At 66.4% G+C, this 12,997-nt stretch carries 8 protein-coding genes and 1 other RNA gene; 2 read left to right on the forward strand and 7 right to left on the reverse strand.

Features of this window, described 5'->3' with window-relative positions; all coding sequences use genetic code 11:
• Positions 1–141 precede the first annotated feature (141 nt).
• The 3 genes from F572_RS0103675 to purL all read right to left on the reverse strand — a co-directional run bounded on the left by F572_RS0103675 (position 142) and on the right by purL (position 6,077).
• Positions 142–1,518 carry a sigma-54-dependent Fis family transcriptional regulator gene (locus F572_RS0103675; protein WP_017942225.1) on the reverse strand — a complete coding sequence of 459 codons (1,377 nt, stop codon included), beginning with the start codon at positions 1,516–1,518 and terminating at the stop codon, positions 142–144.
• Between the two features lie 80 nt (positions 1,519–1,598).
• Entirely contained in the window at positions 1,599–2,135 is a 537-nt protein-coding gene (locus tag F572_RS0103680) for a PilZ domain-containing protein (RefSeq protein ID WP_026143056.1), read from the reverse strand.
• A 66-nt stretch (positions 2,136–2,201) separates the two neighbouring features.
• A complete protein-coding gene (gene purL, locus F572_RS0103685; RefSeq protein WP_017942223.1) occupies positions 2,202–6,077 on the reverse strand; it encodes a phosphoribosylformylglycinamidine synthase in 3,876 nt (1,291 codons plus the stop codon).
• Between the two features lie 353 nt (positions 6,078–6,430).
• Between purL and ssrA the strand changes: the two genes are divergently transcribed.
• Positions 6,431–6,791: a transfer-messenger RNA gene (gene ssrA / locus F572_RS15015) on the forward strand.
• A gap of 60 nt (positions 6,792–6,851) precedes the next feature.
• Positions 6,852–7,271: a secondary thiamine-phosphate synthase enzyme YjbQ gene (locus tag F572_RS0103690; protein WP_017942222.1), complete on the forward strand. Its 420-nt coding sequence runs from the start codon at positions 6,852–6,854 to the stop codon at positions 7,269–7,271.
• 8 nt (positions 7,272–7,279) lie between these two features.
• On the opposite strand, the gene rlmM is transcribed toward F572_RS0103690, so the two are convergent.
• From rlmM to F572_RS0103710, 4 genes are all read right to left on the reverse strand, one after another.
• Positions 7,280–8,362 (reverse strand): 23S rRNA (cytidine(2498)-2'-O)-methyltransferase RlmM, encoded by a 1,083-nt coding sequence (gene rlmM, locus F572_RS0103695; RefSeq protein WP_017942221.1) that lies wholly within the window; start codon positions 8,360–8,362, stop codon positions 7,280–7,282.
• Between the two features lie 107 nt (positions 8,363–8,469).
• Entirely contained in the window at positions 8,470–10,203 is a 1,734-nt protein-coding gene (gene soxB / locus F572_RS0103700) for a thiosulfohydrolase SoxB (RefSeq protein ID WP_017942220.1), read from the reverse strand.
• Positions 10,204–10,657: 454 nt separating this feature from the next.
• Positions 10,658–11,662 carry a class I fructose-bisphosphate aldolase gene (locus tag F572_RS0103705; RefSeq protein WP_017942219.1) on the reverse strand — a complete coding sequence of 335 codons (1,005 nt, stop codon included), beginning with the start codon at positions 11,660–11,662 and terminating at the stop codon, positions 10,658–10,660.
• A gap of 136 nt (positions 11,663–11,798) precedes the next feature.
• Positions 11,799–12,986 carry an NAD(P)/FAD-dependent oxidoreductase gene (locus tag F572_RS0103710; protein WP_017942218.1) on the reverse strand — a complete coding sequence of 396 codons (1,188 nt, stop codon included), beginning with the start codon at positions 12,984–12,986 and terminating at the stop codon, positions 11,799–11,801.
• Between the last annotated feature and the right edge of the window lie 11 nt (positions 12,987–12,997).

The following is a 12,997-nucleotide window of genomic DNA, read 5'->3' on the forward strand; positions in this document are numbered from 1 at the left end:
GGTTTGATTATACGGGCGTTATCACCCGCCTCTACCTCGACGCGTCAAGCACCCGACGCCAGATGCGGCGAACTCCGAGAGGTTCGGTGACGGGATCCTGACCCTCCCCGCACGTGGCACAAGGGCCAGTGAGGGACCGTGTCAGGCCTTGCCCAGCCCGAACTTGCGCATGCGTTCGACCAGGGTGGTGCGACGCATGCCCAGGCGCCGCGCGGCGCGCGCCACCACGTGCCCGGTCTCGTCCAGGGCGCGGGTGATCATGTCGCGCTCGAGGTCATTCAGGAAGCTGCGCAGGTCGACGCCTTCCGGCGGCAACCCGCCGGCCAGCAGGCCGGCACCCGTGGCGCCCGCCTCCGAGGTGCTGGGGGCGGTCGGTGGCAGGGTCAGGTCCTCGATCCCGTCCGGACGCACCCGGGGCGGCAGCTGCGCGAGGTCCACCGGGAGGTCGGGATACATGATCGCCAGCTGTTCCAGAAGATTCGCCAGCTCGCGAATATTGCCCGGCCACTCCAGCTGCGACAGGTGCGCGATGACGGCCGGTGTCAGGTGAGCGGGGGTCATCCCCTGCTCCCGCAACCGTTCTTCCAGCGCGACGATCAATTGTGGCAGGTCGCTGGTGCGTTCGCGCAGGGGCGGCAATTCGATGGGAAAGACGCTCAGGCGGAAGAACAGATCCTGGCGAAAACTGCCATCCGTCACCGCATCGTCCAGGTTCCGGTGGGTGGCCGCGATGATCCGGGCACGCGCCGGAAGGGACTTGTTCGAACCCACCCGTTCGAACACGCGTTCCTGCAGCACCCGCAGCAGTTTCACCTGCATCGGCAGCGGCATGTCGCCGATCTCGTCCAGAAACAGGGTGCCGTCCTCGGCGAGTTCGAAGCGCCCGGCACGGGCGGTAAAGGCACCAGTAAAGGCCCCCTTCTCGTGCCCAAACAGTTCGCTCTCCAGAAGGTCACCCGGAATCGCGCCGCAGTTCACTGCCACGAACGGTTTGTCTGCACGATCCGATGCGTTATGGATGGCACGAGCAACAACTTCCTTGCCGGAACCGGTCTCGCCCAGGATCAGGGCCGTGGCATCAGTGCGCGCGACCTGCCCCACCAGGCGCTTCACCGCCTGCATCGTGGGGTGTACCCCCACCAGCCCGGGCATGTCGTCGTACCCGGGTTCGCGCCCGAAGCGCAACCATTGCAGGACCTGCGATACTCCTCCGATCGACAGCGGGTGTTCGACCACACAATCCACGCCGGGGGCTTGAACCTTGCCCCCATCGGTGGGCTGAACTACCACCGGGGCGGCATCCTCCCTCCGTTCCTGCAGGCGGGCATCGAGTTCGGCCGCTGGGCCGCAAAGCCAAACGGCCGCCGCCGGCGTGCCATCCGTCAGGTCGTTGGGATTGTTGTGGGTCTCGGCCTGGAACCCGAGGCAATTCAGGATAGCCCGGGTGGCGTCCGTGGCGCCCGCCTCGCCGCTGAGCGCAATTCGCATCGTCTGCTGCTTGTCGCCCGAATCCTGCATACCGCTCTGTCCCGATAGGTCCCGCCGGATGCAAAGGCCTGCTCCCATCCGGTGATGTGATCGAGTTCGCAGTATCCGTTCTATTTGCGATCGGCGTCAACTTTCTGGCGTTTCTCGGCAATGTCGCGCCGGTGCAACCGGAAAATCCAGCGACCGATCGCCTCTTCCAGGGGGCCTTCGACACCCGTCCAGCGAGTCATTTGCTGGCCGCCCCGGGTTGTCGGAGTCTCGACGCCGAGTACACAGGGCTGCGGCAGGAGGCGGCTGAGATAGACCTCCACACGGCTGCAATCCTCCGGAAGGGTGCCCGCCGGCAGCGCGATCCCGTGGCCACTGATCGTCACCTCAACCGGGTCCGGACGTTCGGGATGCAGCGACTCGGCGACCAGGTGCAGCAGCAGGTCCAGCTTGTGTTCAAGGCGCTGCACCTCGGGAGACGTCTCGTCCTCGTGCGGCAGGGCACCGCGCGGGTGCGCATCATCAAAGAGGTCGAGGCTCTCGATCAGGCGCTGCGCCAGCACGGGATCGGTGGTGGGCCGCGTTGACGGCCCGATCATCAGGGCCGTCGTTACGCGCAGATCCTCTCCGAGAAACTCGTCCTGACTGACATCATCCATGTCCGCACTCGCCTCGTTCGTCATCCAGCCAAATGCCCTGGTTATAGACCATCGCTCCCGCCCGCTTCAGCCCGCGAAGGCCCGCGCGTTGCGGAACAACCGCAGCCAGGGACCATCCTCGCCCCAGCCCTTTGGGTGCCAGCTGTGCTGTACCGTGCGGAACACGCGCTCCGGATGCGGCATCATGATCAGCGCCCGCCCATCCTCGCTGGCAAAGCCCGTCGCCCCCCCCGCGGACCCGTTCGGATTCGCCGGGTATTGCGTCGCCGGGGTGTCATCCCCCTCCACGTAGCGCAGCGCAGCGTGATCGTGCACCGGCGCGCCGTCGGCATAGTGCGTACGGCCCTCACCATGCGACACCACCACCGGGAGCACCGAGCCGGCCATGCCGTCCAGCAGCACCGCCGGCCCCGGCTCGATACGTACCTGTGACAGACGCGCCTCGAACTGCTCCGAGCGATTGCGCACGAAGCGTGGCCAGTGATCTGCCCCGGGAATCAGCGGGGCGAGATGCGACAGCATCTGGCAGCCGTTGCAGACCCCCAGTGTGAAGGTCTCGGGTCGCTCGAAGAATCCCTGGAAGGCATCGCGCAGGGACGGATGGTTCAGGATGGTCTGGGCCCAGCCGCCCCCCGCGCCCAGCACGTCGCCGTAGGAGAAGCCACCGCAGACGGCCAGCCCCTGCATCGAGCCCAGCTCCTGGCGTCCGTCCAGCAGATCGGTCATGTGTACGTCGACCGGCGCGAAACCGGCCCGCTCGAAGGCCGCCGCCATCTCCAGCTGCCCATTGACCCCCTGCTCGCGCAGGATCGCCACGCGCGGGCGTTCCCCACGCGCAATCATCGGCGCCGCCACGTCCTCGGCCGGGTCGAAGCTCACCCGCGGCTGGAGACCGCTGTCGGCGTCCACCCGCGCCAGTTCCTCATCGGCACACTCCGGGTCGTCCCGCAGCCGCTGCATCCGCGCCGAGGTCTCCTGCCAGGCCCGCTGCAGCCCCGCCCGCGTGGCGGCAAGGTGCTCGCTCGCGTCCTGCCGAATCACCACCCGTTCGTCATCGCGGATACGGGCCACCGGGTGCAGATGTGCCTCCAGCCCGGCCGCGGCCATCGCGTCGCGCAGGGCGGACTCGGCACCGGCCGCCACCTGGACCACTGCGCCGAGCTCCTCGTTGAACAGCCATGCCGCGACGGATTGCCCCGCCGGCACGTCGATATCCAGCCCGCAACGCCCGGCAAAGGCCATCTCCAGCAGCGTTGTGACCAGACCGCCATCCGAGCGGTCGTGGTAGGCGCGCAGCAGCCCGTTGCGGCGCAGCGTGCCGATCGCATCGAAGAAGGCGCGCAGACGCCCGGCATCCACCACGTCGGGCGGCGTGTCGCCAATATACCCATAGGACTGGGCCAGGGCCGACCCGCCCATTCGGGTGTGCCCCTCGCCCAGGTCGATCAACCACAGCCGGTCGTCGGCCTCCGCATCCGGCTGGGGCGTCAGGGTCCGCCGCGCATCCGCCACCGGGGCAAAGCCCGAGACGATCAGCGAGACCGGCGCGTGCATGTGGCGCGCCTGCCCGTCCTCGGTCTCCCAGACCGTGCGCATGGACAGCGAGTCCTTGCCCACCGGGATCGAGATCCCCAGCGCCGGACAGATGTCCTCGGCAATGGCGCGCACGGTGTCGAACAGATTGGCGTCCTCGCCCGGCACCCCGGCGGCGGCCATCCAGTTCGCCGACAGCCGGATCGCCTGCGTGCCCTCGATGTCGGCCGCTGCCAGATTCGTTACCACCTCGCCAATCGCCATGCGCCCGGACGCCGGCGCCGACAGGATCGCCAGCGGCGTGCGCTCGCCCATCGCCATCGCCTCGCCGGTGTGGCCATCAAAGTCGGTCAGCGTGACCGCGCAATCGGCCACCGGCACCTGCCAGGGACCGACCATCTGGTCGCGCGCGACGAGACCGCCCACGCTGCGGTCACCAATGGTGATCAGGAAGTGCTTGGCCGCAACGGACGGCATGTGCAGCACGTGATCCAGGGCCTCCGCGAGTGGGCAGGCCTCGGGGTCGAATCCCGTCACCGGCGGCGGCAGGCGACGATCCTCGCGCGTCATCCGCGGCGTCTTGCCCAGAAGCATGCCCATGGGCATGTCCACCGGCGGTTCGTGGAACAGGCTGTCCTCGACCTTCAGGTGCCCCTCGTCGGTCGCCTCGCCCACCACAGCAAATGGGGCGCGTTCACGCGCGGCCAGGGTCCGGAAGGTCTCCAGCTGCTCGGCGGCGATCGCCAGGACGTAGCGTTCCTGTGCCTCGTTGCACCACAGCTCCATCGGCGACAGGCCCGGTTCCGCGGTCGGCAAGTCACGCAGCTGGATGACCCCGCCGCGCCCGGCATCGTCCAGGATCTCCGGGATCGCGTTGGAAAGCCCCCCGGCGCCCACGTCGTGGATCGACAGGATCGGGTTGCCGGCCCCGAGGGCCGTGCAGCGGTCGATCACCTCCTGGCAGCGCCGCTCCATCTCCGGGTTCCCGCGCTGCACCGAGGCAAAATCCAGTTGCTCGGAACTCGCCCCGCTCGCCATGGACGAGGCGGCGCCGCCGCCCAGCCCGATCAGCATCGCCGGACCACCCAGAACCACGATCGGGGTTCCGGCCGGCACATCCTGCTTGTGCACGTGCTCGCCACGGATCGACCCGACCCCGCCGGCCAGCATGATCGGTTTGTGATAGCCGTACAGCGTCTCGCCGCCCGCGGGATTCGGCAGCGCCATCTCCAGCGTACGGAAGTAGCCGGCGAGTGCCGGGCGGCCAAACTCGTTGTTGAATGCCGCAGCGCCGATGGGCCCGTCCAGCATGATCTGGCGCGCGCTCTCGATTCGCCCGGGGCGCCCGAAGTCGCGTTCCCACGGCTGCTCGAAGCCGGGGATACGGAGATTGGACACGGAGAAGCCGGTCAACCCCGCCTTCGGCTTGGACCCCTGGCCGGTCGCCCCCTCGTCGCGGATTTCCCCGCCGGAGCCGGTCGCCGCGCCCGGGAATGGCGAGATCGCGGTCGGGTGGTTATGGGTCTCCACCTTCATCAGGATCGGCAGATCCAGTGTCTCGCGCCGGTATTCGCTGGTGATGGCATCCGGCATCAGGCGCGTACCCTCGTGCCCGGCGATCACCGAGGCGTTGTCGCTGTAGGCGGAAAGCACCCCCTCGGGATGGCGCGCATGGGTCTGACGGATCATCCCGAACAGCGTCCGCTCGTCGGCCGCGCCGTCCAGCACCCAGGCGGCGTTGAAGATCTTGTGGCGGCAGTGTTCCGAGTTGGCCTGCGCGAACATCATCAGCTCGGCATCGGTCGGCGCCCGGCCCAGGGCCGAGTAGCCATCGGCCAGGTAGTCGATCTCGTCCGGCGACAGCGCCAGGCCCAGCTCGCCATTGGCGCGCTCCAGCGCCGCACGCGCATCCTCGCCCAGTTCCACGCGCGCCAGCGAGCGCGGCGTCTCGCTGTGAAACAGCTGTGCGGCCTCCGCCGGATCCTCGATCACCGCCTCGGTCATGCGGTCGTGCAGCAGATCGGAAAGTGCCTCCAGCTCCACGTGGCCGGCGCCCGCGCCGCCCACCTGCCAGTGGATACCGCGCTCGATCCGCTCGACCGCATCCTCCAGCCCGGCGTGATGGGCAATCTCGGTGGCCTTGGACGACCACGGGCTGATCGTGCCAAAGCGCGGGATCACCACCAGTTCGCGCTCCACCGCGAACTCGGGGGCCTTCCAGGCCTCGCCCTCGCGCAGCAGGCGCGCCAGTACGGCCTCCTCGTCCGGCGTCAGCCGGCGGCGGGTCTGCACGAAATAGATGAACCGGGCCGCCAGTGGACCTGCGCCCGATACGCTTGTCCGCAACCCCGCCTCCAGGGCCCGCAGCCGAAACGGCGAAACCGCCGCGCCTCCTTCCACAACCCGCATTGCGCTTCCTCGAAACCCGACGTGCCAAAAGCCGCGCATTGTACCGGACGCGCCCCCCGCGCGGGACCTGTTAGACCGATCTCACCACGGAGTCCACAGAGGGCACGGAGAAGGTCAAGGTCAAGGGCTTGTCTACAGGAAGAAGGGAAGGCAGGAAGGTTTTGGGGTGCCGAGGATCGCCCTGGCGGGTGCCTGTCATCCCATTAAAAATCTTCCCGTCTTCCAATCTTCCTGTAAATCGACCTGCTCTGTGTCCTCTGTGTTCTCCGTGGTGAACCCGCCCTTGACCTCCTGGCCTGATCTCCCCGTGGCCGGGGAACTCTCGATGCGCTACCATGTCCATGACAGTACTTGGGGGCGACATGGCTTCGACGCGGGTCGCGAAACCTGAGGTGCATGCCGAGGCTGTAGTGGACCTCGTAAAAACCGCTGCAAAAAAATAGTTGCCAACGACGACAACTACGCACTCGCCGCTTAAAAACCGGTAGATGCCGTCCGACTGGAGCCGTGCTTATGCGTCCAGTATCGGGCGTCGACTCTCATAAGCTCGTGGTGAAGCGCGCCCGGCGTGGATCCATTAAAACTCAACCGGGATCGCCAGCTGCATTCCCTGCCTGTCGGGTAGTAGCTGGTTAAACTCAAAGACAGAATAAGCATGTAGAGCCGAAGGCGGAGGTCCTGCGGACGCGGGTTCGATTCCCGCCGCCTCCACCAAATTAGACCGACCAATCAAGCGCCTACGGGCGCTTTTTTGTTTGCATTCGAGGAAGATGCATGGCCGTCTACCAGGACACCCTGACCGAGCAGACCCGCGGACGTGGCACCCTGAATATTACCCAGGCGGTCGAGCACATCGTGCGCGCCTCCGGCATCACCACCGGCACCTGCCACGTCTTCCAGCACCACACCAGCGCCTCTCTGCTCGTGACCGAGAACGCCGATCCCGATGTGCGTCATGACCTCGAGACCCTGATCGCCCGCATGGCTCCGGACGGCGACCCCGCCTACCGCCACGACATGGAAGGCGACGACGACATGGCCGCCCACGCCCGCGCCATGCTTACGCACAACGATCTGACCGTCCCGGTTGGCCACGGCCGACTGATCCTCGGCACCTGGCAAGGCATCTTCCTCTGGGAACACCGCTACGCCGCCCACACCCGCAAGCTGACCATCACCGTGCAGGGCGAATAGCGCTCCGGCTAACCCCGCTCCCGCTCCACATGCACCGTGATCTCCTCGCGGTCGTGGTAGAGCTGGCGCGCCCGCATCCGGTGCTTGATCCGAGCATCCAGCAGCCGCTCCTCGATGTGGTCCAGGCAGGCATATACCGTCTGCCAGCGCTGTTTCATCGGCAGCTTCAGGTTGAAGATCGCCTCGCGGCACCACCCGGCCTCCAGCCAGTCCGCCATGCGTGCCGCCACCCGTCCCGGCTTGTCCACGATGTCGCAGACCAGCCAGGTGACGGCGTTCGGTGGCTCCCAGGAAAAGGCATCTTCACGGTGATGTTCCACCTGGGTAGTCGCCATCAGCCGGGCGTCCATGGGGCCGTTGTCCACCGCATGCACATACATCCCGCGCCGCACGAGCTGCCAGGTCCAGCCACCCGGCGCCGCGCCCAGGTCCACGGCCTGCATCCCCTGCGCCAGCCGTTCATCCCAGGCATCACGGGGAATGAAGGTATGCCACGCCTCCTCCAGCTTCAGGGTGGAGCGGCTGGGCGCGTCGCGGGGCGAACGGAGGTGAAGGATGCCTCCGGGCCACTCGCTGCGTTCGCCGGGCCGGCTGATACCCAGCTGCACACAATCGCCCGCATGCCAGAAGACATGCAGGCGCTGCCCATCCGCCTGGCTGCGCAACACCCCGCGCTTGCGCAGGACCGCCGCCAGCGGCCGCTCCACGGCCTTGACCAGGCGTCGCAGGCCCTTGCCCTCATTGGTGTCCGGCATTTCGTGCCAGATGGAGTCCACCGCCAACCCGGAGGCAAGCGCCTGGTCGATGATGGGCGTCAGTCGATCCGACCGATCCAGCCCCTCGAGCGCCGGAAAGGCCGGGAACACCTGCCGCGCAAAGATCAGTTCCGCGAACGGCAATGCAGCCGCCAGCGCCTCCACCGTGCAGCCGGCCGGCTCGAAATGGACGCACCCGCTCCCCTGCTGCACCCGCGCAAAACCGCTCAGTCCGGCGCGGCCCGCGCGATCGGTCAGCTCCGCCGTCAGGTCCGCCTCGAAACCCGGGCGGCAATACAACAGCAGACCGGAAAAGCCGGATTCGTTCAGTCCCATACCGAATGCCCCCAAGCGAAAAAGCCGCCGCACACCCCAGTGGTGCACGGCGGCTGCGAGACTACCCGGCCCGGTTCCGCGGGCCAAGCCAGTGCCTGCAATTGTGGTTAACGATCCAGGCCGGGATCGCCGGACACGTTCTTCAGCTTCGGCAGGTAGGGCGTCCCGGGGCTGATGGTTTCACGGTCACGCAGGTAGCCGGCGACCACCTCCCACACCGGGTCCGTATCCAGCGGTTCGTGGACGTTCGCCCAGCCGGCCACCACATACTTCTTGTCCGGATCCAGCGGTTCGCCGTTGATGTGCATGTCGCTGATGCGGCTGCCCATCGACTCGTGCGGATCGATGGTGTATTCGATCCCCGAGGTCCGCACCATGTCGCCGCCGCGGTGGTGGTAGGGGTTGGAATTGAAGATCGAGTTGGCCACGTCCTCCAGCACGTTCTTCAGCTGGGCCCCGGTCATTTCGTTACGCTGCGTCTCCGAATAGGTGGTCGCGGTCTGCGTCATCAGCTCCTCGAAGGTGATGGGCGAGCCCGGCAGCACACTCACGCCCCAGCGGAAGCCCGGCGACAGGGCCACCTCGGCGTCCATCTCCTTGATCATCGCATCCATGATGACCTCGTCGAAGGTACCGTTGAAGTTGCCGCGCCTGTAGAGCACCCCGTCGGTGACCGCCAGCTCTTCGCTCAGCTTGTCCGCGTAGGGCTCGCGAACCTTGCGGATATGCTCTTCCATCTCGGCGTCCGGCTCGATCAGGTTGGAGAACACCGGCAGCAGCGTGAACTTGTAGTCGCGGATGCCGCTGTCCGTCACGTCCAGATCCATCACGCCCACGAACTTGCCGTTGGAACCGGCATTGGTGACCAGGGTGCGTTCGCCACCGGCATTCTCGATCTCCATCGCGCCCGGCACGGCATCATGCGTGTGGCCGCCCATGATCACGTCCACATCGCGCAAACGGCGCGCCATCTCCATGTCGGTGACCATGCCGTTGTGCGACAGGATCGCAACGACCTTCGCGCCCTTCTCGCGGCACTCGTCGATCATGCGCTGCATGTTTTCGTCGCGGATGCCGAAGCTCCACTCCGGGAACATGTAGTCGGGGTTGGCCACCGAGGTATACGGGAAGGCCTGACCGATCACCGCCACCGGGATCCCATTCATCTCGCGGATGGTGTAGGGCTCGAACACCGGGTCACCCCAGTCGCGATCCTCGATGTTCTGCGCCAGGAACTCGATGTTGTTGGGCTTGAAGTCGTTCTCGATAACCTCCATCACCCGTTCGTCGCCAAAGGTGAACTCCCAGTGGCCGACCATGATGTCCACGCCCAACAGCTTCTGGGCATCGACCATGTCCTGCCCGTCGGTCCACAGCGCCGTGGCGGAGCCCTGCCAGGTGTCACCACCGTCGAGCAGCAGGGAATTCGGGCGTTCTGCACGGAGCTTCTGGATCAGCGTGGAGAGGTGGGAAAACCCGCCCAGACGGCCGTATTTCTCGGCCGCGTACTTGAAGTCCATGTGTGTCACGGCATGCGCAAGCGGCGTGCCGGGCTCGATATCGAAGTACTCGAGCAGGTCCTTGCCCGCCATTACTGGCGGCTTCCCCTGCATGTCACCCACGCCGATGTTCACATCCGGCTCGCGAAAGTACACCGGCTTCAGCTGCGCATGGCAGTCGGTGTAGTGCAGGAGCGAGACGTTGCCGAACTTCGGCAGGTCGTACATATCCGCCTCGGCCGGTCGCCAGGACCCCTTCTCGCCGGCCCAGGCATTCATCGAGAAACCGGCTGCACTCGCGGCAACCATAGCCTCCAGGAATTCTCTGCGCGTCAGACTCATCGCTATCTCCTTGACAGTGTCCAAACGTCGGGGCTGTAACCACCCGCCCCTACGTGGCTCGTGACGCCGCCCATCCCCGAACGTTCCGCGGGTGATCCTGTAACCGGGCGTTACAACCAAGACGTTCTGGGTGTTTTACAAGGAGATCGATCCGTTTTTGCGGCACTTCCCGCATGATCGCGATTCTTTTATGTTGAGTGAACGCGATCACATTTCCGTATCGCGCGCCCACAAAAAAGCCTGCTATCCGGAGATAGCAGGCCAAGACGCGACATACACCGTCGGAAGCAACCGGCCCGCATCGCACGCGGGGGATCGTGCATCCCTTGCGGGCCGCCGATCGAGTCCGACGATGTCAGGCTAATCAGCCTGCAGCCGGCCTTTCTTGATCCAGATCAATACATAGGCCAATCGTTTGGCGAGGGCCCGGCGCAAGCGCGGACCGGCGACGGGATCACGCCGCGTACTTGCCCTGGGCCGCCAGTCCGTTGTCGCGCGCCCGTTCGAAGACCGTTTGCTGGGCCTTCTCGAAGTTCGCGCCCATGTCCTTGCCCCACAGCTCCATCGCCGCCTGCTGCATGCCGCGGCCGTAGGAGAAGGACAGCGGCCAGGGCGTCCCGCCGATACGGTTCATCGCATCAAGGTGATTGGTGGCATCGGCATCGCTCTGCCCACCGGAGAGGAACACGATACCCGGCAGGATGGCCGGCACCGCGGATTCCAGGCAGCGCAGCGTCGCGTGCGCGACGTCCTCCACACTGGCCTGTTCGGGGCAATCCTTGCCCGGCAGCACCATGCTGGCCTTCAGGATGGTGCCCTCGAGCAGCACGTGGTGCTCGTACAGCGCCTTGAAGACGGCCCGCTGGGTCGCCTCGGTCACGCCGTAGCAGGTCTCCATGTCGTGGCTGCCGTCCATCAGGACCTCCGGCTCCACGATCGGCACGATGCCCTGCTCCTGGCACAGCGCGGCATAGCGCGCGAGCGCATGTGCATTGGACTCGATGCAGGTATCCGTGGGCATGGTCTCGCCGATGGTAATCACCGCGCGCCACTTGGCGAAGCGGGCGCCCATCTTGGCGTATTCCTCGAGCCGTTCGCGCAGTCCATCCAGGCCCTCGGTCACCTTCTCGCCCGGGAATCCCGCCAGGTCCTTCGCCCCGGTGTCGACCTTGATGCCCGGCAGGATCCCGGCCTCGTTCATCACGTCCACGAACGGCTTGCCGTCGCGGGTGGACTGACGGAGGGTCTCGTCGTACAGGATCGCGCCCGAGATGTACTCGTTCAGCTGCGGCGTGGTCAGCAGCAGCTCGCGGTACGTGCGGCGGTTCTCCTCGGTATTCTCGACACCCACCGCGCCCAGGCGCTTGCCGATCGTCCCGGTGGATTCATCGATGGCAATGATGCCCTTGCCGGGGGTCACCATTGCTTCGGCCGTCTCTACCAACTGGTCGATCTTCATGCCTGCTCCTTGCATTTCTGCGTGGGATTGCTCTTAGAGTAGTCACCCTCCACGGGTTCTTCCAACCCGACAGACAAAACCCCACCACAGTTTCCGGAACAGCACGAAAGGCCGTGTTCGCGGCGCATAAAAACGCTCAGGCGTACTCGCCCGCGGCGTGACCGGAGGCCCACGCCCACTGGAAGTTGTGCCCGCCCAGATGCCCGGTCACATCCACCACCTCGCCGATAAAGTAGACCCCCGGCACGGTCCGGCACTCCATGGTCTTGGAGGACAACGCAGCAGTATCGACCCCGCCCAGCGTCACCTCTGCGGTGCGATAGCCCTCGGTCCCGGACGGCCATACCGTCCACGGCTGGCAGACAGCCACCACCTGCTCGATATCGTCATTGCTCAGGCGCTCCAGCGGCCGGTTTGCCACCCACAGTTCGCACCAGCGCTGCGCCACCCGGCGCGTCAGCTGCTCGCCCAGCACGCTCTTGAGCTCCAGCTTTGGGCGCAGATCGCGCAGCTCGCGCAGGTGCGCCGCCAGATCCATCCCCGGGAACAGGTCGACCGTGACCGCCTGCCCCTCCTCCCAGTACGACGACGCCTGCAACACCGCCGGCCCGCTCAGCCCGCGATGCGTAAACAGCAGGTTCTCGCGAAACCCCATGCCTCCGGCCGTCGTCACCGTGTCCAGCGACACGCCGGAAAGCCCCTCGAGCTCCTCCAGCGGCCGCCCGCTCAGGGTGAACGGCACCAGGGCCGGCCGGGTTGGCTGGACCGGGAGCCCCAACGAACGCGCCAGATCCAGCCCGAATCCCGTGGCCCCCATGCGCGGGATCGAATAACCGCCCGTCGCGATCACCAGCGAGTCGCAGGCAATGCCCTCCTCGCCCGCCACGAGCCGGTGCGGCGGGCCCGGTTCCACATCCGTCACCGCGGTGTCCGTGCGCACGGTGACGCCTGCCGCCGCGCACTCGTCCAGCAGCATCTGCACGATGTCCTTCGAGGACCGGTCGCAGAACAGCTGCCCCAGCTTCTTCTCGTGGTAGGGAATGCCGTGCTTCTCCACCAGGGCGATGAAGTCCCACTGCGTATAGCGGCTGAGCGCGGACTTCACGAAATGCGGGTTCGCGGAGATGAAGTTCTCCGGCTCGCAATACATGTTGGTGAAGTTGCAGCGCCCGCCGCCGGACATCAGGATCTTCTTGCCCACACGGTTGGCGTGATCCAGCACCAACACCCGCCGGCCGCGCCCGCCCGCCGTCAGCGCGCACATCAGCCCGGCCGCGCCGGCGCCGATCACGACCACGTCGAAATGCTTCGCCGTGTCACTCACGGGGCGGGTGG

The organism is Thioalkalivibrio sp. ALE14 (genome assembly GCF_000376845.1).
GTDB lineage: Bacteria > Pseudomonadota > Gammaproteobacteria > Ectothiorhodospirales > Ectothiorhodospiraceae > Thioalkalivibrio.

What these genes read in the sequence shown, in the direction of transcription:
- F572_RS0103675 (WP_017942225.1), bottom strand. Translation starts at nt 1,518, where the DNA reads ATGCAGGATTCGGGCGACAAGCAGCAGACGATGCGAATTGCGCTCAGC.
- F572_RS0103680 (WP_026143056.1), bottom strand. Translation starts at nt 2,135, where the DNA reads ATGGATGATGTCAGTCAGGACGAGTTTCTCGGAGAGGATCTGCGCGTA.
- purL (WP_017942223.1), bottom strand. Translation starts at nt 6,077, where the DNA reads ATGCGGGTTGTGGAAGGAGGCGCGGCGGTTTCGCCGTTTCGGCTGCGG.
- F572_RS0103690 (WP_017942222.1), top strand. Translation starts at nt 6,852, where the DNA reads ATGGCCGTCTACCAGGACACCCTGACCGAGCAGACCCGCGGACGTGGC.
- rlmM (WP_017942221.1), bottom strand. Translation starts at nt 8,362, where the DNA reads ATGGGACTGAACGAATCCGGCTTTTCCGGTCTGCTGTTGTATTGCCGC.
- soxB (WP_017942220.1), bottom strand. Translation starts at nt 10,203, where the DNA reads ATGAGTCTGACGCGCAGAGAATTCCTGGAGGCTATGGTTGCCGCGAGT.
- F572_RS0103705 (WP_017942219.1), bottom strand. Translation starts at nt 11,662, where the DNA reads ATGAAGATCGACCAGTTGGTAGAGACGGCCGAAGCAATGGTGACCCCC.